Origin of the sequence: Streptomyces sp. SudanB25_2051 (genome assembly GCF_964272635.1) — a bacterium.
Classification (GTDB): domain Bacteria; phylum Actinomycetota; class Actinomycetes; order Streptomycetales; family Streptomycetaceae; genus Streptomyces.
Genome location: NZ_OZ186787.1, coordinates 5,778,497 through 5,800,196 on the forward strand (window position 1 = coordinate 5,778,497; position 21,700 = coordinate 5,800,196).

General features: G+C 76.0%; 19 protein-coding genes. 9 read left to right on the plus strand and 10 right to left on the minus strand.

Features of this window, described 5'->3' with window-relative positions:
- Positions 1-199 precede the first annotated feature (199 nt).
- Together ACSUPT_RS25390 and ACSUPT_RS25395 are read right to left on the minus strand one after the other, a co-directional pair.
- The gene (locus tag ACSUPT_RS25390; RefSeq protein ID WP_351964729.1) at positions 200-1,024 is read right to left on the minus strand and encodes a TetR family transcriptional regulator; all 825 of its coding nucleotides are present in this window, start codon (positions 1,022-1,024) and stop codon (positions 200-202) included.
- A 124-nt stretch (positions 1,025-1,148) separates the two neighbouring features.
- On the minus strand, positions 1,149-2,933 hold the full coding sequence (locus tag ACSUPT_RS25395) for a 3-hydroxyacyl-CoA dehydrogenase family protein (protein WP_436945619.1): 1,785 nt from the start codon (positions 2,931-2,933) through the stop codon (positions 1,149-1,151).
- A 384-nt stretch (positions 2,934-3,317) separates the two neighbouring features.
- Between ACSUPT_RS25395 and ACSUPT_RS25400 the strand changes: the two genes are divergently transcribed.
- Positions 3,318-3,887: a HEAT repeat domain-containing protein gene (locus tag ACSUPT_RS25400; protein WP_403505522.1), complete on the plus strand. Its 570-nt coding sequence runs from the start codon at positions 3,318-3,320 to the stop codon at positions 3,885-3,887.
- Position 3,888: 1 nt separating this feature from the next.
- Here the strand turns inward: ACSUPT_RS25400 and ACSUPT_RS25405 are convergent, their stop codons facing one another.
- From ACSUPT_RS25405 to ACSUPT_RS25420, 4 genes are all read right to left on the minus strand, one after another.
- Positions 3,889-4,419, minus strand: a complete 531-nt coding sequence (locus tag ACSUPT_RS25405; RefSeq protein WP_403505525.1) for a GNAT family N-acetyltransferase — start codon at positions 4,417-4,419, stop codon at positions 3,889-3,891.
- Positions 4,416-4,832, minus strand: a complete 417-nt coding sequence (locus ACSUPT_RS25410) for a RidA family protein (protein ID WP_436945622.1) — start codon at positions 4,830-4,832, stop codon at positions 4,416-4,418. Before ACSUPT_RS25410 ends, ACSUPT_RS25405 begins: the two co-directional genes overlap by 4 nt.
- A 92-nt stretch (positions 4,833-4,924) precedes the next feature.
- Positions 4,925-6,499, minus strand: a complete 1,575-nt coding sequence (locus ACSUPT_RS25415; protein ID WP_436945624.1) for an alpha/beta hydrolase — start codon at positions 6,497-6,499, stop codon at positions 4,925-4,927.
- A gap of 264 nt (positions 6,500-6,763) precedes the next feature.
- Complete coding sequence (locus tag ACSUPT_RS25420; RefSeq protein ID WP_436945626.1) at positions 6,764-7,825, minus strand: Rv2578c family radical SAM protein; 1,062 nt, start codon at positions 7,823-7,825, stop codon at positions 6,764-6,766.
- 144 nt (positions 7,826-7,969) lie between these two features.
- Between ACSUPT_RS25420 and ACSUPT_RS25425 the strand changes: the two genes are divergently transcribed.
- Together ACSUPT_RS25425 and ACSUPT_RS25430 are read left to right on the plus strand one after the other, a co-directional pair.
- Positions 7,970-8,416 (plus strand): SRPBCC family protein, encoded by a 447-nt coding sequence (locus tag ACSUPT_RS25425; RefSeq protein WP_351964736.1) that lies wholly within the window; start codon positions 7,970-7,972, stop codon positions 8,414-8,416.
- Positions 8,417-8,682: 266 nt separating this feature from the next.
- A complete protein-coding gene (locus ACSUPT_RS25430; protein ID WP_436945629.1) occupies positions 8,683-11,109 on the plus strand; it encodes an MFS transporter in 2,427 nt (808 codons plus the stop codon).
- 99 nt (positions 11,110-11,208) lie between these two features.
- Here the strand turns inward: ACSUPT_RS25430 and ACSUPT_RS25435 are convergent, their stop codons facing one another.
- Positions 11,209-11,772 (minus strand): hemerythrin domain-containing protein, encoded by a 564-nt coding sequence (locus ACSUPT_RS25435; protein ID WP_351964738.1) that lies wholly within the window; start codon positions 11,770-11,772, stop codon positions 11,209-11,211.
- Between the two features lie 138 nt (positions 11,773-11,910).
- On the opposite strand from ACSUPT_RS25435, the gene ACSUPT_RS25440 reads away from it, so the two are divergent.
- A complete protein-coding gene (locus ACSUPT_RS25440; RefSeq protein WP_361664265.1) occupies positions 11,911-12,411 on the plus strand; it encodes a hypothetical protein in 501 nt (166 codons plus the stop codon).
- Between the two features lie 21 nt (positions 12,412-12,432).
- Here ACSUPT_RS25440 and ACSUPT_RS25445 read toward each other — a convergent pair whose 3' ends face one another.
- Together ACSUPT_RS25445 and ACSUPT_RS25450 are read right to left on the minus strand one after the other, a co-directional pair.
- Positions 12,433-13,653, minus strand: a complete 1,221-nt coding sequence (locus tag ACSUPT_RS25445; protein ID WP_351964740.1) for an aromatic amino acid transaminase — start codon at positions 13,651-13,653, stop codon at positions 12,433-12,435.
- A complete protein-coding gene (locus tag ACSUPT_RS25450; RefSeq protein ID WP_436945632.1) occupies positions 13,646-14,647 on the minus strand; it encodes a DMT family transporter in 1,002 nt (333 codons plus the stop codon). Before ACSUPT_RS25450 ends, ACSUPT_RS25445 begins: the two co-directional genes overlap by 8 nt.
- A gap of 133 nt (positions 14,648-14,780) precedes the next feature.
- Here ACSUPT_RS25450 and ACSUPT_RS25455 point away from each other — a divergent pair, with 133 nt between their 5' ends.
- The 5 genes from ACSUPT_RS25455 to ACSUPT_RS25475 all read left to right on the plus strand — a co-directional run bounded on the left by ACSUPT_RS25455 (position 14,781) and on the right by ACSUPT_RS25475 (position 20,528).
- Entirely contained in the window at positions 14,781-15,248 is a 468-nt protein-coding gene (locus ACSUPT_RS25455; RefSeq protein ID WP_351964742.1) for an Lrp/AsnC family transcriptional regulator, read from the plus strand.
- Between the two features lie 47 nt (positions 15,249-15,295).
- Complete coding sequence (locus ACSUPT_RS25460; protein WP_351964743.1) at positions 15,296-16,129, plus strand: M55 family metallopeptidase; 834 nt, start codon at positions 15,296-15,298, stop codon at positions 16,127-16,129.
- Complete coding sequence (locus ACSUPT_RS25465; protein ID WP_361664272.1) at positions 16,122-17,483, plus strand: M20/M25/M40 family metallo-hydrolase; 1,362 nt, start codon at positions 16,122-16,124, stop codon at positions 17,481-17,483. Before ACSUPT_RS25460 ends, ACSUPT_RS25465 begins: the two co-directional genes overlap by 8 nt.
- A gap of 19 nt (positions 17,484-17,502) precedes the next feature.
- Positions 17,503-19,494: a prolyl oligopeptidase family serine peptidase gene (locus ACSUPT_RS25470; protein ID WP_436945635.1), complete on the plus strand. Its 1,992-nt coding sequence runs from the start codon at positions 17,503-17,505 to the stop codon at positions 19,492-19,494.
- A gap of 89 nt (positions 19,495-19,583) precedes the next feature.
- Entirely contained in the window at positions 19,584-20,528 is a 945-nt protein-coding gene (locus ACSUPT_RS25475; protein ID WP_399217860.1) for a S66 peptidase family protein, read from the plus strand.
- A 37-nt stretch (positions 20,529-20,565) separates the two neighbouring features.
- On the opposite strand, the gene ACSUPT_RS25480 is transcribed toward ACSUPT_RS25475, so the two are convergent.
- Entirely contained in the window at positions 20,566-21,660 is a 1,095-nt protein-coding gene (locus ACSUPT_RS25480; RefSeq protein WP_436945637.1) for an adenosine deaminase, read from the minus strand.
- Positions 21,661-21,700 lie beyond the last annotated feature (40 nt).

The window sequence follows — 21,700 nt, forward strand, 5'->3', positions numbered from 1 at the left end:
CCGCCCCGAGGGTTGTACGGCCCCTTGCCCGGTCTCGCCGCCGGACTGCCCGTGCCCGGTCTCGCGGCCGGGCTCTGCCCGGTCTCGCCGCCGGACTGCCCGTGCCCGGCCGCGGGCCCGCGCCGCCGGCCGGGCTTGCCGCCCGGGCCACCGGGATGCCCGTGCCCGGCCCGCACCCGTACGGACCCGGGCCGCGCCGTCAGGGGGTGTCGTGGCCCAGGGCGCGGGTGATGGTGCGCATCACCTGGTCGAGCGGCGCGTCCGTCCGGGCGACCGCCACCAGCACGTCGCCCGCCGCCGAGGCGGTGACCGCCGGGCCCTCCCCGCCCGTCCGCGGCGCCGTGGACCGCCCGGCGCCGATGCCGGTGCCGAACGTGCGCCGCACGATGGCGAACGCGTGGTCGAGCTGGGCCTCCACGTCGCCCTGGCCGCCGGCCCGCAGCCAGCGCCGCAGCACGTGGTTGTGCGCCGTGACGACCGCGGACGCGGCCACCTCCGCCAGCAGCGGGTCGTCGTTGCCGTCGTGGTGGTCGCGCTCGTCGAAGTGGCCCAGCAGATAGCGGGTGAACAGCCGCTCGTAGCGGGCCACCGAGGCGATCTCGCGCTCCCGCAGCGTGGGCACCTCGCGGGTGAGCCGGTAGCGCGCGACGGACACCGCGGGGGACGCGGCGTACATCTTCATGACTTCCTTGATGCCCCGGCACACCGTGTCCAGCGGGTGCTCGTGCGCGGGTGCGGCGTTGAGCACCGCCTCCGCCCTGACCAGCGTGTCGTCGTGGTCCGGGAAGATCGCCTCTTCCTTGGAGCGGAAGTGGCGGAAGAACGTCCGCCGGGCCACACCCGCGGCGGCGGCGATCTCGTCGACCGTCGTCGCCTCGTACCCCTTGGTCGCGAACAGCTCCATCGCGGCGGCCGCCAGTTCGCGGCGCATCTTGAGCCGCTGGGCGGCGGCGCGGCCGCCCGCGGCGCTCTCGGGGCTGTCGGGCGCTGTGCTGGTACGGGGTGTCTTCGCGGGCTGGGACATGCCCCGAACGTACTGCATCGGTGCGGGGGACCGCGCCCGAGGGGGAGAGCCGCCCGAGGGCCCGAGCAGCCCGCCCCACTCGTCGTACGTCCCGTGTGGCCCCGGTCCGTACGCCCTTCCGGGCTCAGCGCCGCGCATACTCGCGGAAGCCTCGCCCCGTCTTGCGGCCCAGGCAGCCCGCGGCGACCAGGTGCTCCAGGAGCGGCGCGGGCGCGAGGCCGGGCTCGCGGAACTCGTCGTGCAGGACCCGCTGGATGGCCAGCGACACGTCGAGTCCGACCACGTCGAGCAGTTCGAACGGGCCCATCGGGTAGCCGCCGCCCAGCTTCATCGCGGCGTCGACGGCGTCGAGCGTCGCGTAGTGGTCCTGGACCATCTTCACGGCGTTATTGAGGTAGGGGAAGAGCAGCGCGTTCACGATGAACCCGGCGCGGTCGCCGCAGTCCACCGGGTGCTTGCGGATCTTCGCGGTGACCGCGCGGACGGTGGCGTGGACGTCGTCGGCGGTGAGCACCGTGCGGACGACCTCGACCAGCTTCATCGCGGGGGCCGGGTTGAAGAAGTGCATGCCGATGACGTCCTGGGGGCGCGAGGTGGCGCGGGCGCAGGCGACGACGGGCAGCGAGGAGGTGGTGGTGGCGAGGACGGCGCCCGGCTTGCACACCTTGTCCAGAATGGCGAACAGCTGCCGCTTCACCTCCAGGTCCTCGGCGACCGCCTCGACGGCCAGGTCCACGTCGGCGAAGGAGTCCAGGGACCCGGCCGGGGTGATCCGGGCGAGCGTCTCGTCGCGGGCCTCGGCGGTGAGCCGGCCCTTGTCGACCGAACGGGCCAGGGACTTGGCGATGCGGGCCTTCGCCGTCTCGGCCTTCTCCGGGGAGCGGGCGGCGAGGACCACGTCGTACCCGGCCTTCGCGAAGACCTCCGCGATGCCCGACGCCATCGTGCCCGACCCGGCCACACCGACCGAGCGGACCTCGCGCGGCACGGCCCCGCCGGTGCCCTCCGGCGCCGGGGTGAGCGCGTCCGGGACGACCTCCGCGCTGTCGGGCGCCGCGTACGTGTAGAAGCCGCGTCCCGCCTTGCGGCCCGTCAGCCCCGCCTCGGCGAGCTGCTTCAGGATCGGCGCGGGCGCGTGCAGCCGGTCGCGGGACTCGGCGTACATGGCCTCCAGGACCGTGCGGGCCGTGTCGACGCCGATCAGGTCGAGCAGCGCCAGCGGGCCCATCGGCAGGCCGCAGCCGAGCCGCATCGCCGCGTCGATGTCCTCGCGGGAGGCGTACCGCGACTCGTACATGGCGGCCGCCTGGTTGAGGTAGCCGAACAGCAGCCCGTCCGCGACGAAGCCGGGCCGGTCGCCGACCTCGACGGGCTCCTTGCCCAGGGCGTGCGCGAGGTCGGTGACGGCGGTGACCGCCTGCGGGGCGGTGAGCACCGAGGAGACGACCTCGACCAGCCTCATCGCGGGGGCCGGGTTGAAGAAGTGCATGCCGAGGACGCGCTCGGGCCGGGCGGAGTCGGCGGCGAGCCGGGTCACGGACAGCGCGTTCGTGCCGGTCGCGATGATCGCGTCGGGCCGGAGGATCCCGTCGAGCGCCCGCACCACCTGCTGCTTCGCCTCGTACGACTCGGGCACGACCTCGATGACGAGATCGGCGTCGGCGGCTGCCTGGAGGTCGGAGTACGTGCGGAACCGGGCGAGGATGTCGCGCCGCTCCTCCTCGGTGATCCGCTCCCGGGACACGGACCGGGCGGTGGAGGCGGCCAGCGAGGCGACGGCGCGGCGGGCGGCGGCCTCGCTGATGTCGATACCGACGACCTCGCGGCCGGCGCGGGCCAGGACTTCCGCGATGCCGGTGCCCATGGTGCCGAGACCGACGACGGCGATGGTGGAGAGAGGGGTGTCCATCACGGGACTCCAGGGATGAGTGACGACTGGTGAGGGTGCGGGCGCGGCAGCCCGGCGCGAGCACGCGCGGGGCGCGGCGGAAAAGGGGGGCGTACCGCGCGCGGGCGAGGGGGCCGCGCCGAACGGGCGTCGATGGCCGTACGGGCGTGTCGTGGCGCGCCGCGCGAAAGAGGGCCGACGGACTCTGTCCCGGAGTCACATCGTGAAAGGTGCTGAACCGACGAGCACATGGACGGCTGCGTCACCAGGCCGCCCATGGGGGTCGCGGGGGGTTGGCCCCGCTCACCTGAGATTAACCGGTGGGTAATGAGCGCGCCAGCCCCCGGAGCGGGAGAGGCGATGTGATCTGGATCGCGGCCCCGGGGCGTCGCTACCCTGACGGCCATGGACCCCGAGTTCGGCTCCCTCACCGACCGGCTGGAGCACGAGGCCGGGGACGACCCCGTCTACCCCCGCCTCCTCGCGACCGGCGACCACGACGAGCTGGCCGCCGTCCTCACCGCGCCCCGCATGCCGCTGTGGGCGCGGGAGCTGGCCGCCTTCCGGCTGGGCACGGCCGGCGACCGGCGCGCGTTCGAGGCGCTGGTGCTGCTCCTCAACCACCGGGACCCCGAGCGGTGCGTGTCGGCCGCGCACGCGCTCGCCGTGCTGGGCGACCCGCGCACGCCGCGGGCCGCCGCCGCGCTCGCCACCAACGAACTGCGCGTCGCCTACGCCCTCGTACCGGTGCGGCTGCTGGCCGCGCTGCGCGCGCCCGAGTCCGTACCGGCCCTCGTCACCGCGCTGGGCCGCCGCCTCGCGCCGGACGACCCGCACTGGCGGGTGGGCGTGGCGTGCGCGGAGGGGCTCGGCGCTCTCGCGGACCCGCGCGCCCGCCCCGTGCTGGAGGCCGCCCGCCGCCACCCCCGGATCGGCCCGGCGGCGACGGCGGCCCTGGACCGGCTGCCGGGGTAGGTCACAGGGCGCGCGCGTACCGCAGCTCCATGACCGTCCGGCCCCCCACCTCCCACGGCTCGCGCGCCCCGTCGGGCACGAACCCGGCCTTCGCGTAGAACCGCCGGCCCCGCGCGTTGCCCTCCAGCACCCACAGCGACAGGCGCCCGAACCCGAGCCCCGCCGCCCGCGCCAGGACCTCGCCGGTCAGCGCCCGCCCGACGCCCGTGCCCACCGCGTCGGGCCGTACGTACAGCGCGTACAGCTCGGCGTCGCCGGGGCCCGCGCCGGGATCGCGGCCGGGTCCGAAGGCGGCCCAGCCGACGACCTCCTCCCCGGCCTCGGCCACCAGATGGACCGTGCGGTCCCCGGCGCGTGCCAGGTGCTCCCGCCGGGCGTCCGTGTCGGCCTCGACGCTCATCGCGTCCAGGTACGCGTCGGGCAGCAGCCCCCGGTAGGCGAACCGCCAGCCCGCCACCCGCACCGCGGCGACCGCCGCGCAGTCGGCGTCCGCCATCTCCCGGACGGCGACGGCCACCGCCGCTCCGGTCACCGCCGCGTCCCCTCGGGCAGTACGGCGAACGCCTCGATCTCCACGAGCAGTTCGGGCCGGAACAGGGCGCTCACCTGCACGGCGCTGCTCGCCGGCGGGCGGGCGGTGTCGATCACCTCGTCGCGGGCCGCGCGGACCGCCGGCAGGTGCGCCACATCCGTCACGTAGTACGTCAGCTTCACCACGTCGTCGAAGCCGGCGCCCGCCGCCGCGAGGCAGCGGCCGAGGTTGGCGAAGACCTGCCGGGCCTGGGCCGCGGCGTCGCCCTCGCCCACCACCCGGCCGTCCGCGTCGAAGGCGCACTGGCCGGACACGGCCACGAACCGGCCCGTGCCCCACACGACATGGCTGTAGCCGGAACCGGGCGCGACCCCCTCGGGGGCCGCCACATGCGTCAGATGAGTCGTCGTCATGCCGCCCATCCTGCGCGACGCCTCCGCCCCGCCGCGCCCGGTTTTCCGCAGCCCGCGGGCACCGGGGGCCAAGGCGCCCGCGGGCTGCGGCGTCAGGCGCCGGGGGCGCGGGCCGCCAGGGCGCCGTGGACGGCGGGGGGCGCCTTGACGGCCGGCCCGGCGGGCTTCGGGTCCGGACGCGCCGGGCACACCACGTCCGGGTCGTCCCCGCCGTCGCCGCGCGGCACCTCGCCCGTGTCCAGGTACCGCGCGAGCACGCGGTCCGCGCAGGTGTTGCCGCGCAGGGTCACCGCGTGGTCGCCGCCGCCGCGCTCCACCACCAGCCGGGAACCGCGAAGCAACCGGTGCGTGGCCACGGCGCCCTCGTACGGCGTCGCCGCGTCCTCCGTCGCCTGGAACAGCAGCACGGGGGGCGCCGCGTCGTTCGCCACGTCCGGGGGCGTCAGCGACGGCACCGGCCAGAACGCGCACGGCGCGTTGTACCAGGCGTTGTTCCATGTGGAGAACGGCGCCTTCGTGTGCGCGGCCCACATGTCGCGGTGCCACACGCCCCACGACCGCGGCCACCGCGCGTCCCGGCACTGCACGGCCGTGTAGACCGCGTACGCGTTGGCGGTGGCCTCGTCCGGCGCGGCGAGCGCCTCGTACGCCTCCACCAGCGGCCGCTCGTCGCCCTTCCCGGCGTACGCGGAGAACGCGGCGGCCAGCAGCGGCCAGTAGCTGCTGTGGTACGCGCCCGGCAGGAACGTGTCCTCCACCTCCGCCGCGCCCACCTTGCCGCCCGCGGGCTCCTCGCGCAGCGCCGCGCGCATCGCGTACCAGCGGGCCTCCACCCGCGCCGGGTCCTTCCCCAGCCCGTACGCCGCGTCATGGCGGGCCACCCACGCGAGGAACGCCTTGTGGCGCGCGTCGAACGCGTGGTCCTGCGCCAGGTTCGCGCCGTACCAGACGCCGCCGGGGTGGACCACCGAGTCCAGGACCGCCCGCCGCACCCGCTGCGGGTACAGCCTGGCGTAGACGGCGCCCAGGTAGGAGCCGTACGAGTAGCCGAAGTAGCTGACGCGGGGCGCGCCGAGGGCCCGGCGGATTGCGTCCATGTCGTGCGCGGCGTTCACCGTGCCGATGTGCGGCAGCAGCTCGCCGTGCTCGTCGCCGCACGCCCGCGCGAAGGCCGCCGCCCGCTCGGCGTTCCGCCGCTCCTCGCGCAGGTCGCGGGGGACCGAGTCGGGGCGTACGGGCGTGAAGTGGCCGGGGCGGCAGGTGAGGGCCGGTCTGCTGGCGCCGACACCGCGCGGGTCGAAACCGATCACGTCGTACCGGGCGGCGACCTTCGCCGGGAGGGACGCGGCCACGAAACCGGCCAGGTCGCGGCCGCTCGCGCCGGGCCCGCCCGGATTGACCAGCAGCGGTCCTTCGAAGGCGCGGGCGGTGTGCCGGACGCGGGACAGGGCGAGCGTGATCTGCTTCCCGTCCGGGTCGGCGTGGTCGAGCGGCACCCGCAGCGAGGCGCACTCCAGCCTCGGGTACCGCTCCGTGCCGCACGCCGTCCACGACAGCGACGGGGTGCGGGGCCCGGGCGCGGGCGGTTCGGCGGCCGACGGGGCCGCGCCGACCGCACCCGCGATCAGCGCGCCCGCCGCGATGAGGGTTCCTGCGCGTTTCTGCATCCGGCCAGTCTCCGGTCGCGGACGGGCCGGACCGGGGCGAACGGCGCCGATCCACCCGTACGTGACCCGATCGGGGGCGGGCGGCTCCGATCGGGGTGCCGCGTGGCGGGCGTCCGGGCCGGGCCGGGGCCGGGCGGCCGTGCGCGGCCCCCGCGCCAGAGGTGAGCCGCGTGTGGCTCCGTGCCAGGGGTGAGCCGTGCGCGGCCCCGCCCAGGGGTGAGCCGCGTGTGGCCCCGCGCCAGGGGTGAGCCGTGCTGGCGGGCCTCAGAGCAGGGTGAGCTGCGTGGGCTCCGCCGTGCCGTCCGGCGGGGCCTCCTCGCGCGCGGGCCGGGTGATGCGGCGGGACGCGCCGCGCCCGGCGGGCCCGATCCCGAACTCGGCGGCGAACTCGTGCACCTGACGGGTGATCCGCCGCTGGTACCAGGTCGGCGCGTACGCCCCGGCCGCGTAGAGCGCCTCGTAGCGCCGCACCAGGTGCGGGTGGTGCTCGCCGAGCCATGCCATGAACCACTCGCGGGCGCCCGGCCGCAGATGCAGCACCAGCGGCGTGACCGAGGTCGCCCCGGCCTCGGCGATGGCCTGGACGGTGGCGCGCAGCTGCTCGGGGCGGTCGCCCAGGAACGGCACGACCGGCGCCATGAGCACCCCGCAGCCGATGCCCGCGTCGCCCAGGGCCCGCACGACGTCGAGGCGGCGCTCCGGCGCGGGCGTGCCCGGCTCGACCGTCCGCCACAGCTCCCGGTCGGTGAAGCCGACCGAGACGGAGACGCCCACGTCGGTGACCTCGGCCGACTGCCGCAGCAGGTCCAGGTCGCGCAGGATCAGGGTGCCCTTGGTGAGGATGGAGAACGGGTTGGCCCGGTCGCGCAGCGCCTCGATGATGCCGGGCATCAGCCGGTAGCGGCCCTCGGCGCGCTGGTAGCAGTCGACGTTGGTGCCCATCGCGACGTGCGCGCCCTGCCAGCGCGGGGAGGCCAGCTGGCGGCGCAGCAGCTCCGGGGCGTTCACCTTCACCACGATCTGGGTGTCGAAGCCGATGCCCGTGTCGAGGTCGAGGTAGCTGTGCGTCTTGCGGGCGAAGCAGTACACGCAGGCGTGGGTGCAGCCGCGGTACGGGTTGACCGTCCATTCGAACGGCATGCGGGAGGCGCCGGGCACCCGGTTGAGGATCGAGCGGGCGCGGACCTCGTGGAAGGTGATCCCCCGGAACTCCGGTGTGTCGAACGTCCGGGTGGTCACCGCGTCGGTCCCGAACAGCGCCGCCTCGCCGGCCGCGGGCGCGTCCGCCGAGCCGTCCGGGCGGTCCCCCAGGTTGTCCCAGCGCATGGCGGCCTCCTCGGTCGTTCGTGTCGTGCACCGCCACAATAGAACAAACGTTCCCATGATCGCCGCCCGCCGATTTGGGCGCGCCCCGCCGAGGTGATTGGCTGGCCCCTGATCGAGATACGCCGAAACGCGGAGGACAAGGCAATGGCGCAGGTCGAGGCCACTACGGAACGAGTCGTCGCGGCGGACGCGGAGACGGTGTTCGACGCGCTCGCCGACTACGCGAACACCCGCGCGAGGCTCCTGCCCGAGCAGTTCAGCGAGTACGAGGTGCGCGAGGGCGGCGACGGCGAGGGCACCCTCGTGCACTGGAGGCTCCAGGCCACCAGCAAGCGCGTCCGCGACTGCCTGCTCGACGTCACCGAGCCCACCGACGGGCAGCTCGTCGAGAAGGACCGCAACTCCTCCATGGTCACCACCTGGACCGTCACCCCCGCCGGCGAGGGCCGCTCCCGCGTGGTCGTCGCCACCGTCTGGAACGGCGCGGGCGGCATCGGCGGCTTCTTCGAGCGCACCTTCGCCCCCAAGGGCCTCGCCCGGATCTACGACGCGGTCCTCGCCAACCTGGCCGCCGAGACCGAGAAGAGGTAACCCGCACGGGCCGCCCGGCCCCTCACCGGATCGGGTGGAATTCCCGGCCGCCCCCGGCGTGCGCGGCGCGCATGGGGGCGCGCCCGCGGCCACGGCGCCGACCCCCTCGCACCCTGCGCGGACGGCCCGCCGCCGCCCCCGGCACCACCCGGCCACCCCCCTCACTACCCGCCCTTTCGCCCCGGCGCGCACGCGCCGACGGCCCGCTCGCGCGGCCAACAATGGCGCCCTGCGAAGCCGGCCGCGAACGAGGGGAGCGATTTTCCGTGGGTGGGATCACGCTGACACAGGACGAGCGCACCGGGCACGCCCCGCCGGACGGCACCGCGCCGCCGGCGTCCGACACCGCGTCGCCCGGCCCCGCGCCCCGGCCCCGGCGCGGCCGGACGGCCCTCGCCCTCGCCGGGCTGGTGACCGCCGTCCTCGCCGCCGCCTTCCAGCAGCTGTCCGTCGCCGCCGTCCTCCCGGACCTCGCCGCCGACCTGCCGGGCGGCCCCGGCCGCGCCCCCTGGGCCGTCACCGCCTACCTCCTCACGGCCGCCGCCTCCCTCCCGCTCCACGGCAAGCTCGGCGACCTCTACGGACGCAAGGGAACGTTCCTCTGCGCGCTCGCGCTGTTCACCGCCGCGACCGCCCTCGCCGGCTGGGCGCGCACCCCCGACGAGCTCGTCGCCCTGCGCGCCCTGCAGGGACTCGGCGCCGGAGGCGTCCTCGCCGGCGCCCCCGCCGCCACCGCCTGCCTGGCGCCCGCGCACCGGCGCGCCCGCCAACTCGCCCTGACCGGCGCCGCGTTCGCCGTCGCCACCACCGCCGGACCACTGCTCGGCGCCTACACCGCCACCGCGGCCTCCTGGCGCTGGACGTTCCACCTCACGGCACCCGCCGCCCTCGCCGCGCTGCTCCTCGTCGCCGGGGCCCTCACCCCGGCCGCACCCGGAGCGGCACGCGGCCGGGGGTCCGCCGACGCCCACCGCCGCGCCCGCCCCGGCCTCGCCGGCGCGCTGCTCCTGACCGCCTCGACCACCTGCCTGGTGCTGCTGCTCACCTGGGCCGGCGGCCAGTACGCCTGGACCTCCCGCGTCGTCGCCGGCCTCGGCTGCGCCGCCGCCGGGAGCCTCCTGCTGTACCTGGTCTCGGCCCGCCGCGCACCCGAACCGGTCCTGCCGCCCCGGCTGCTGCGCGACCCGGTGCTGCCCGTCGCCGGGCTGGTCGGCGCGGTCGCCGGCGCCTGCCTGGCCGGGATCGCCGTGTGCCTCCCGGCGCTGCTCCAGCGCGGCGGCTCCCAGGGCCCGGCGGACACCGCCGTGCTGATGCTGCCGCTCGTCGGCGCCCTCGCCGCCGCCGCGCTCGTCTCCGGGCACCTCGTCCACCGCACCGGCCACTACGCGGTCCAGGCCGTCATCGGCGTCGCCGTCGCGTGCGTCGGCATGTGGCTGCTCTCCCGGCTCGACGGCGGCACCCCGCGGGTCGACCACAGCGTCTGGCAGGCCCTCGTCGGCGCGGGCCTCGGACTGCTCCTGCCGGTCCTCGTCCTCGCCGTCCAGAACGCCGCCCCGCCCGCCGACCTCGGCGCGGCGACCGGCGCCCACGCGCTCGCCGGGCAGCTCGGCGTCTGCGCGGGCGCCACCGTCCTGGGCACCCTCGCCGCCGGGCCGGGGACGCTGCCCGCGGCGGTGCGCCACGGGTACGTCGAGGCGTACGCCGACGCCGCACCGCGCGTCCTGCTCCACCTCGCCGCGCTGCTGGCCGCGGCGCTGGTCGTCGCCCTGTTCCTCAGGGAACGACCGCTGACCGCCGGTCCGGCGCCCGCGGCCGTCCCCGCCGCCCGGCCCGCCGAACCGGCGCCCGCCGCGCCGGCCACCGCGCCGCCCGCCTCGGTGCTGCCCCCGCCGCGCGACGACTACGAACTCGCCCCGCCCGCCGGACCCGGCGCGCCCCTGTGCGGCACGGTCCGCCACCACGACGGCACCCCCGTGCCCGGCGCCGCCCTCACCCTGCTCGACGCCCACGGCCGCCAGACCGGACGCGGTGCCAGCGGGGCCGGTGGCCGGTACGCGCTGAGCACCCCCGCCCCCGGCGCGTACGTCCTCGTCGCCTCCGCCGCCGGCCACCGCCCCCGCGCCGTCACCCTCACCGCCGGCGCCCAGGCGGACGGGCCCGTCGAACGGGACATCGTCCTCGGCGGCGCCGGACGCCTCCACGGCACCGTCACCACCCCGGACGGCGCGCCGGCCGAGGACGCCGCCGTGACCCTCACCGACGCGCGTGGCGAGGTCGTCGCCACCGCCCGCACCCGCCCCGACGGCGGCTACGCCCTGACCGACCTCCTCGCCGGCGACTACACCCTCACCGCCGCCGCTCCCGGCCTCGGCCCCACCGCCCTCCCCGTCGCCGTGCACCCGGCGGGCGACACCCGGCAGGACGTGGAGATCGCCGGCGGGGCCGCCCTGCGCGGCACCGTGCGCGCCCCCGCGGGCCGCCCCGTCGACGACGCCCGCGTGACCCTCCTCGACGCGGCGGGCAACACCGTGGCCACCCTCACCACGGGCCCCGACGGCACCTTCCGCTTCGCCGACCTGGCGTCCGGCGCCTACACGCTGATCGCCTCCGGATACCCGCCGGTCGCCACCGCCCTGCAGATCGCGGGCGGCTCGCGCACCTCACGGGAGATCAGACTCGGCCACGAGGCCTGACCGCCCGCCCGGTACGGGGCCGGGGCGCGCCCCCGTACGACGGCAGGCCCGCCGAGCGGCCGCTGGGGCCGGTCGGCGGGCCTGCCGTCACGCCTCGGGTCAGCTGGGCTTGCCGCGCCCCGAGAGGGCGTCGCGCAGCCGGTCGACCATGCCGGTGCCCGGCGCGAGGAGCTTGTTGGCCGGCGGCTTGTCCGGGGCGGCCGGGTGCGGCCGGGTCGGCGCGGTCTTCTTCGCCTGCCGCACCTTCTCGCCCAGCTCCTCCAGCGTCTCCTGCGTGCACGCCTCGCGGAGCCGGGGCAGCAGGTTCGCCTCCTCGTCGGCGACGTGCTCGCGGATCTCCGCCATCAGCTGGGTGATCAGCGCGTCGAAGCGGGCGTCGTCCGCCTCGCAGCCCTCCAGGTCCTTCATCGTGCGCTCGGCCGCCGCGTGGTCCTCCAGCTCCTTGTCGGCGAGCGCGTCCCCGTTGGGCACGTGCTCCCGGACCGCCGGGTACAGATACGCCTCCTCCGCGACCGAGTGGCGGACCAGCTCCATCGTGACCTGGTCCGCGAGGCGCTTGCGCTCCGGGTCGCCGGAGGGCAGCTCCGTGATGCGGGTGAAGAGCTCCTCCACCTCCCGGTGGTCGGTCGTCAGCTCGGTGATCACATCTCCGCCGTGTCCCATGGCGTCTCCTCACGCGTTCCGGGTGATCGGTGCAGAGTGCGGATACCACCGGGAGCGGGTGATATGCGTCATTACGCCGTCCGGCCCCGCCGGGGTAGCGTGCCCCCGTCCGCACCCGTTCGGCCCAACGGATCGCCCGTGCACCCACCGCTCGCCCCGCTCGTCGCCGCGACCGCCCAGTGGCTCCTGCGCGCCTACCCGCCGGGAAGCGGCGCCGTCGACCGCGCCCTCGCACACGCCCAGGCGCGCCAGGCCGCCGACGCGGCCGCCGCGCTGCGCTACCCCACCGAGCTCGACGCCGCCCTGGTCGACGTCACCGGCGGAGGGGGCGCCGACCGGCTCGACTGGATCACCGGCGCGGGCGCCGACGACGCGCCGTGGCGCAGCTGGGTCGACGAGGTCGTCGCCAGCTGGGCCGCCTGCCTGCTCGGCGACCCCGCCCTGGCGCGGGCCGCCGTCGAGGCGGCCGGCCGGGCACCCGCCGAGTACGGCCGCCTCCTGGCACCCGGCGACCTGGACCGCCGCGCGGCGGCGCTGCTGCGCCACCCCGACCTGCTGGCCCCGGTCGCCGACCTGCACCGCGCGGAGCTCCTCACCGCACTGGCCCTCGACCCGCGCGACCCGGCCGTCGCGGTCTGACCGCGGGCGCGGGCGCCGTGCTCAGAGCGCCGCCCGCGCCGGGACGGCACCCGCCGGCACCGCCCGCTCCGGCGCTCCCCGCTCCAGCACCGCCACCAGCGCGCCCGCGAGGCGGCCGGCCTGCGCCTCCGGGAGGCCCGCGATGTTGATGCGGCCCGTCGCCGTGCCGTACACCGCGTGCTCGCGGCGCAGCAGCGCCATCTGGCCGGCCGTCAGCGGCAGCCCCGCGAACATGCCCTTCTGCCGCGCCAGCGGCCCGGCCAGCGCGTCGCAGCCCAGCGCCCGCAGCTCCGCGACCAGCGCGGCCCGGTTCGCGGCGATCCGCGCCCGCATCCCGTCCAGCTCGTCGCGCCACATCCCGCGCAGCCCCGCGTCCTCCAGGACGGCCGCCACGATGGCGGCGCCGTGCTCGGGAGGCATCGAGTACAGGGTGCGGGCGGCGTTCTGCAGCGCGGTCTCCGCGTGGCGCAGCGCCCGCTCCGACGCGCCCAGCACGATCGCGCAGCCCGTACGGTCCGCGTACAGGCCGAAGTTCTTGGAACAGCTCACCGCGACCAGCACCTCGGGCAGCCGCGCGGCCAGCATCCGCGCCGCCCACAGGTCCTCCTCCAGGCCGTCGCCGAGGCCGTGGTACGCCAGATCGAGGAACGGCACCCAGCCGGCGCGGGACGCCAGGTCCGCCAGCGCCTCCCACACCTCGCGCGTCGGGTCGACGCCCGTCGGGTTGTGGCAGCAGCCCTGGAGGAGCACGACGTCGTCCCGTCCCGCGTCCCCCAGGTCCGCGAGCAGGCCGTCGTGGTCGGTCCAGCGGTACGCGCGCACGGTGAGGCCCGCCGCCTCCAGGATCGGCTGGTGGTTCACGTACGCCGGGTCGCTGATCCACACCGTCGCGCCCGGGCGGGTCTGCCGCACCAGGTCGGCGAGGAGCCGCAGCGCGCCCGTCCCGGCGACGGTCTGCACGGCGGTGGCCCGCCCGGCCGGCACGTCGCCGCCGAGCACGAGGGAGAGCATCGCCCGGTTGAACGCGGCGTTGCCGGACAGGCCCCGGTACTCCTTCGACGCCGCGTGCTCGGCCAGGCGTATCTCGGCCTCCCGCACGGCCCGCATCACCGGGGTGACGCCCGTGTGGTCGCGATAGACGCCGAGCACCAGGTTCAGCCGCTGGGGGCGCTCGTCGGCGCCGTACTCGGCGGCCAGGTTCCACAGCGGGTCGACCGGCGGGACGGGCAGCAGCTCAAGCATCGGGGGAGACCTCCGGTTCACGCGGGGTACGGGGGCGCCGGTTCGCGAGGACCACGCCCGTGGTGATGAGGGGTACGCCGACGAGGACGGCCACCGTCGGCCGCTCGCCCAGCAGGGGGATCGCCAGCAGGACCACGGCGACCGGGCTGAGGCTGCCCACCACGGAGCTGCGCTCGGCGCCCAGCCGCCGGATCGCGAACGCGTACAGCAGCCCGGCGCACAGCCCCACGCCCAGGCCCTGCACGACGAGGAACAGCGCCACGTCCGTCACGGCGGCGTCCGCCAGCCCGGTCGGCAGCACACCGGCCGCCACCAGCAGGGCGATCACCGCGAACGACGGCAGGCACAGCAGCCCGATCGACCCGACCGGGTCGAGGTCCACCTCCTTGAGGCCCACCGTGTACAGCGCCCACAGTCCGCTCGCCACCAGCAGCGTCCCGGAGCCCAGCATCACGTCGCCGTCGAACGGCACCGCGTACCGCCACACCAGCGCGACCACGCCGACCGCGATCAGCACCAGACCGGCGCCCTGCGTCCCGCGCGGCACGCCCCGCCCCCGCGCCACCATCAGGGCGGAGACGAACAGCGGCACCATGCCCGGCACGATCGCCCCGACGAACGACGCCGAGGTCAGCGACCCGCCGAACATCGCGGCCAGGAAGAACGGCACCCCGGCCCCGCAGACGATCTTGACGGCGGGTCCGGGCCGCACCGAGCCCAGCGCGCGCCTCCGCCGCCACAGCGCGGGCGCCAGGACGACCAGCGGCACACCGAAGCGCAGCAGCGCCGCGTCAGCGGGCAGCAGCGTCGACGTGCTCAGCGCCCGGGCGCTCAGCGCGAACGCCGCCCAGATCGACACCGTCAGCAGCAGCGCCGCCATGCCCGCCGCCCTCGGGGACAGGCCGCGCGGGAACACCCCGCGGCCCGCCGCGGGAGCCTCCATCGCGTTCGTCGCGACCACACCGTCCTCCAGCCCCTCCGGGTCCCCTGTCACCGCAACGCTAGGCCCTGCGGCGGGGCAGCCGATTGCTAGTTCTGCCCTCCACGTCTACCGTGGGGGCAGAATCTGCCAAGAACGGGCGGAGTAAGCGCGGGGAAAACCGGGTAACGGGCGGAACGGACGGCACATGGACGACATCGACCTGCGGATCATCCGGGAGCTCCAGGCCGACGGCCGACTCACCAACCAGGAGCTCGCCGACCGCGTCCGGCTGTCCCCCTCGCCCTGCCTGCGCCGGGTGCGCCGCCTGGAGGAGGCGGGCCTGATCCGCGGCTACACGGCGATGGTCGACCAGGTGGCGTACGGGCTGCCGATCACCGTCTTCGTCCGCATCCGCCTGGAGCGGCACACGGCGGAGGCGGTCGCCGTCTTCGAGGAGCACGTCGCGCGCATCGAGCACATCCAGGACTGCTATCTGATGGCCGGCAGCAGCGACTACCTCCTGCGGGTGGTCATCGAGAGCCTGGAGGCGTACGAGCGGCTCGTCCGCCACCGGATCCACGCCATCCCCGGGATCGCCTCCATCGAGTCCAGCTTCGCCTTCGGCAGCGTCAAGCAGTCGCGCACCTACCCGCGCCCCGCCGACCCGCGCTGAGGCGGCGCACCTGGTACCGGCCGCTGGAGGCCGCGTACGGTGTGCGCATGAAGATCCTCATCAGCGCCGACATGGAGGGCGCCACCGGGGTCACCTGGCCCGCCGACGTCCTGCCCGGCACGCCCCAGTGGGAGCGCTGCCGGGCGATGTTCACCTCCGACGTCAACGCGGCCGTGCTCGGCTTCCTCGACGGCGGCGCGGACGAGGTCCTCATCAACGAGGCCCACTGGACCATGCGCAACCTCCTCATCGAGCAACTCGACCCGCGCGCCCAGATGCTGACCGGCCGGCACAAGTCGCTCTCCATGGTCGAGGGCGTCCAGCACGGCGACGTCGACGGCATCGCCTTCGTCGGCTACCACACCGGGGCCGGCAGCGAGGGCGTCCTCGCCCACACCTACCTCGCCAACTCCATCACCGGCGTCTGGCTGAACGGCGTCCGCGCCAGCGAGGGACACCTCAACGCGCATGTCGTCGCCGAGTACGGCGTGCCCGTCATCCTGGTCACCGGCGACGACCTGACCTGCCGCGACGCGCTGGGCTACGCCCCCGAGGCGCGTATGGTCGCCGTGAAAGACCATGTGTCGCGGTACGCGGCGGTCTGCCGCACCCCCACGCGGACGGCCGCCGACATCCGCGCCGCGGCGAAGGACGCCACGCGTCTCGCCGTACGGTACGAGCCGGTGCGCGGCGGCCCGTACACCGTGGAGCTGGAGTTCGACGCGGAGCACCTGGCCGCGGCCGCCACCGTCGTCCCGGGGGTGGCGGTGAGCGGGGAGCGCCGGGTCGCGTACACCAGCGAGACGATGTACGAGGCCATCCGCACCTTCAAGGCGGTCACCACGATCGTCTCGGCCGCAGTGGAGGAGCAGTATGGCTGACCGGACCCTTCAGGACCGGGAGCAGGAGCGGTACCCGTCGGACGGGCCGGCCTTCGACGAGGTGGTGGCGTTCACCTCCGACCTGATCCGGATCGACACGACCAACCGCGGCGGCGGCGACTGCCGGGAGCGGCCCGCCGCCGAGTACGTCGCCGAACGGCTCGCCGACGCGGGCATCGAACCGCGTCTGCTGGAGCGGACCGAGGGCCGTACCAACGTCGTCGCCCGGATCGAGGGCACCGACCCGTCCGCCGACGCGCTGCTCGTCCACGGCCACCTCGACGTGGTGCCGGCCGAGCCCGACGACTGGAGCGTCCACCCCTTCTCCGGGGAGGTCCGCGACGGCGTCGTGTGGGGCCGGGGCGCCGTCGACATGAAGAACATGGACGCGATGATCCTCGCGGTCGTACGGGACTGGGCGCGCCGGGGCGTGCGGCCGCGCCGCGACATCGTCATCGCGTACACCGCCGACGAGGAGGCGAGCGCCGCGGACGGCGCCGGCTTCCTCGCGGACCGGCACGCCGACCTGTTCGAGGGCTGCACCGAGGGCATCAGCGAGTCCGGCGCGTACACCTTCCACGCCGGACCGGGCATGGCGCTGTACCCGATCGGCGCGGGCGAGCGCGGCACGGCGTGGCTGAAGCTGACCGCCCAGGGCCGCGCCGGACACGGCTCCAAGGTCAACCGGGAGAACGCGGTCACCCGCCTCGCCGCCGCCATCGCCCGCATCGGCGAGCACCGCTGGCCCGTCCGCCTCACCACCACCGTCCGCGCCGCCCTCACCGAGCTGGCCGCGCTGCACGGCATCGACGCGCCGGACCTGGACGACCCCGGCTTCGACATCGACGGCCTCCTGGCCAAGCTGGGCCCGGCCGCCGCGCTGGTCGAGGCGACGCTGCGCAACAGCTCCAACCCGACGATGCTGCACGCCGGTTACAAGGTGAACGTCATCCCCGGCGCGGCCAGCGCCCATGTCGACGGGCGGGTCGTGCCCGGCGGCGAGCGGGAGTTCGAGGCCACGATGGACGAGCTGACCGGCCCCGGCGTCCACTGGGAGTACCAGCACCGGGAGATCGCCCTGGAGGCGCCGGTCGACTCGCCGACGTACGCCACGCTGCGCGCCGCGATCGAGAGGTTCGACCCGGACGCGCGGGTCGTGCCGTTCTGCATGTCGGGCGGCACCGATGCCAAGCAGTTCTCCCGGCTGGGCATCGTCGGCTACGGTTTCGCCCCGCTGAAACTGCCCGTCGGCTTCGACTACCAGGCGATGTTCCACGGTGTCGACGAGCGTGTCCCGGTCGACGCGCTGCACTTCGGTGTCCGCGTCCTCGACCACTGTCTGCGAAACGCCTGACCCACAGGGGGGAGTCGTCATGGTGCCCACGGGGCCTTACGGAACATGGCCGTCGCCGATCGACGCGCGGCTCGCCGCCGCGCACGACGGGCTGCCGGAGTTCGTCGGCACGGTCGGCGACGAGGTGTGGTGGACCGCGCCGCGCCCCGCCGAGGGGGGCCGCCGCGCGCTGGTCCGCCGGACCTCCGACGGCAGGGAGGTCTCCGTCCTGCCGGCCCCGTGGAACGTCCGCAGCCGCGTCGTCGAGTACGGCGGGCAGCCCTGGGCCGGCACCGCGCGGGACGGCGGCGCCGGGCCGCTCGTCGTCTTCTGCCACTTCCCCGACCAGCGGCTGTACGCCTACGAGCCGGACGGCGGCGCCCCGCCCCGCCCGCTCACCCCGCTCTCGGCGGTCGGCGGCGGGCTGCGCTGGGCCGACCCGGTGCTCCACCCGGACGGCACCGAGGTGTGGTGCGTCCTGGAGGAGTACACCGGCGAGGGCCCCTCGGACGTGCGGCGCGTCATCGCCGCCGTGCCGCTCGACGGATCGGCGGCCGAGGACCGGAGCGCGATACGGGAACTCACCGACGACCGGCACCGGTTCGTCACCGGGCCCCGGCTCTCCCCGGACGGCCGCCGGGCCGCCTGGCTGGCCTGGGATCACCCGCTCATGCCGTGGGACGGCACGCTCGTGATGACCGGCGAGGTCGTGCCCGGAGGCCCCTTCGCCTCGGTCACGCCCGTCGCCGGGGCGGTGGACGAGTCGGTCTGCCAGGTCGACTGGGCCGCCGACGGCTCCCTGCTGTACGCCTCCGACCGGAGCGGCTGGTGGGAGCTGCACCGGCAGGCGCCGGGCGCCACCGCGGCGACCGCCCTGTGCGCCGGCCGCGAGGAGGAGTTCGGCGGCCCCCTGTGGAAGGTCGGCCTGCGCTGGTTCCAGCCGCTCGACAGCGGGCTCGTCGCCGTCGTCCACGGGAAGGGCACCACCGCGCTCGGCATCCTCGACCCGGAGACCGGCGAGCTCGTGGACGCCGCCGGGCCGTGGACCGAGTGGGCGCCCGCACTCGCCGCGCACGGCAGCCGCGTCTTCGGCGTCGCCGCCAGCCCGCGCAGCGGATTCGAGGTGGTGGAGCTGGACACCGGCACCGGCCGCGCCCGCGTCATCGGCGCCGCCCACGAGGACCCGGTCGACCCCGCGTACTACCCCGAGCCGCAGCTGCGCACCTTCACCGGCCCGGACGACCGCGAGATCCACGCCCACGTCTACCCGCCGCACAACCCCGACCGGACCGCCCCCGGCGACGAACTGCCCCCGTACGTCGTGTGGGCGCACGGCGGGCCCACCGGCCGCGCCCCCCTCGTCCTCGACCTGGAGATCGCCTACTTCACCTCGCGCGGCATCGGTGTCGCCGAGGTCAACTACGGCGGCTCCACCGGCTACGGCCGCGCCTACCGCGAGCGGCTGCGCGAGCAGTGGGGCGTGGTGGACGTGGAGGACTGCGCCGCCGTCGCCCGGGCGCTCGCCGACGAGGGCACCGCCGACCCGGCCCGGCTCGCCATCCGGGGCGGCAGCGCCGGCGGCTGGACGGCCGCCGCGTCCCTGACGGCCACCGACGTCTACGCCTGCGCCGCCATCCGCTACCCGGTCCTCGACCTGGTCGCGTGGGGCACGGCGGGGGAGACCCACGACTTCGAGTCGCACTACCTGGAGTCGCTCGTCGGACCGCTCGCCGAGGTGCCGGCCCGGTACGAGGAGCGCTCCCCGCTGAGCCGGGTGGACCGGATCAGCGCGCCGTTCGTGCTGCTCCAGGGGCTTGACGACCTGGTGTGCCCGCCCGCGCAGAGCGAGCGGTTCCTGGCCCGCATGGCCGGGCGGGGCGTGCCCCACGCGTACCTCGCGTTCGAGGGGGAGCAGCACGGGTTCCGGCGCGCCGAGACGCTGGTACGGGCCCTGGAGGCCGAACTCGCCCTGTACGTACGGACGTTCGGGATCGCGCGTGATGACGTACCGCCGCTGGAGATGACCAGGTGAACCCTCAGCCCTCCCCGGACGCCCCGCGGCCGCCCGCACCGTCCCCGGCCCCGTCGTCCTCCGCCGAGCCGCCCGCGCCCCCGCGCCCGGTGCCGGCTCCGGCGCCGCTCGCGCCGCTGACCCGGCCGGAGCGGCTGCGGCCGGGCGCGCGGGTCGCGGTCGTCGCCCCCTCGGGACCGGTGCCCGAGGAGCGCCTCGCGGCCGGGCTCGACCTGCTGCGCGGCTGGGACCTGGACCCCGTGGCCCTGCCGCACGCCCTGGACCGCCACCCCGGCTTCCGCTACCTGGCGGGCACCGACGAGGACCGGGCCCGCGACCTTGAGGCCGCCTGGTGCGACCCGGACGTGGACGCGGTGGTCAGCGCCCGCGGCGGGTACGGCGCGCAGCGGATCGTGGACCTGCTCGACTGGGACGCGATGCGGGCCGCCGGGCCGAAGGTGTTCGTCGGGTTCAGCGACGCGACGGCGCTCCACGAGGCGTTCGCGCTGCGCCTGGGCCTGGCCACCGTGCACGGGCCGATGGCCGGGGCGGCCGCCTTCCTCAAGGACGCCGCCACCCAGGAGTCGCTGCGGGCCACGCTGATGGAGCCGGAGGCGGTACGGGTGCTCGGCGCGGGCACGGCACGGCCGCTGGTGCCGGGGCGGGCCCGGGGCGTCACCGTGGGCGGCTGCCTCAGCCTGCTCGCCGCCGGCCTCGGCACGCCGGACGGCCGGGCGTCGCTGCGGGGCGGGCTGCTGCTCCTGGAGGACGTGGGGGAGGAGCCGTACCGGATCGACCGGATGCTGACGCAGCTGCTGAGGGCCGGGGTGCTGGACGGGGTGGCGGGCGTGGCGCTCGGCTCGTGGGAGGAGTGCGGCCCGTACGAGGCCGTGCGCGCGGTCCTGCTCGACCGGCTCGGGGGGCTCGGGGTGCCGGTCGTGGAGGAGCTGGGCTTCGGGCACGGCACGCCCGCGCTGACCGTGCCGCTGGGCGTCGAAGCCGTACTGGACGCGGACGCCGGGACGCTCGTACTGGAGACGCCCGCCCTGCGCTGAGCGCGCGGGGCGGGCGTCCGGTGCGTGCGGCGTCCGGTCAGCCGGCGGCGCGGACCGCGGCGTAGCCGGGGCGGACGATCTCCTCGATGATCCGGCGGCGCTCCGGCAGCGGCAGGAACGCGGCCTCGACGGCGGCGACGGTGAACTCCTCGAACACGTCGGGGCCGTAGCCGAAGGCGTCCGCCATGTGCTGGAACTCCTCGCTCATGGTGGTGCCGGACACGAGCCGGTTGTCCGTGTTGAGGGTGACGCGGAAGCCCAGGCGGCGCAGCCGGTCGATGGGGTGCGAGGCGTAGTCCTTCGCGGCGCCCGTCTGGAGGTTGGAGGTCGGGCAGACCTCCAGGGCGATGCGGTTGTCGCGGACGTACGCGGCGAGGTGGCCGAGCGTGCCGTCCTCGGCGATGTCGTCGGTGATCCGCACGCCGTGGCCGATCCGCTCCGCGCCGCACACCTGCACGGCCTCGTGGATCGACTCGGCGCCGACCGCCTCGCCCGCGTGGATGGTGAAGTGGCAGTTGTGCCGCTTGAGGTGCTGGAACGCCGGGAGGTGGCGGGACGGCGGGTTGCCGATCTCGCCGCCCGCGATGTCGAAGCCGCACACGCCCCGGTCCCGGTGCGCGACGGTCAGCTCGGCTATCTCCAGGGAGCGGTCCGTGTGGCGCATGCCGGTGAGCAGGGTGCCCACGGTGACGCGGCCGCCGGTGCGGCGCTCGCCCTCGCGGAAGCCCTCGTTCACCGCCTCGACGACCTCGTCCAGCGTCAGCCCGGCCGACAGGTGCTGCTCGGGGGCGTAGCGGACCTCGGCGTAGACGACCCCGTCCGCCGCCAGGTCCTCGGCGCACTCGGCCGCGACGCGGAACAGCGCCTCGCGGGTCTGCATCACCGCGCAGGTGTGGGCGAACGTCTCCAGGTACCGCTCCAGCGAACCGGAGTCGGCCGCGTCGCGGAACCACACGGCCAGCTCGGCCGGGTCCTCGGTGGGCAGACCGGTGTAGCCGCACGCGCGGGCCAGCTCGATGATCGTGGCGGGGCGCAGCCCGCCGTCCAGGTGGTCGTGCAGCACGGCCTTGGGGGCCCGGCGGATCCAGTCCGCGACGGAGACGGTCGAGGCGAGGTTGTCAGACAAGTGCATGACCGGAGTGTAGGGCAAGCGCGCGGCGGGTGCCGTGACC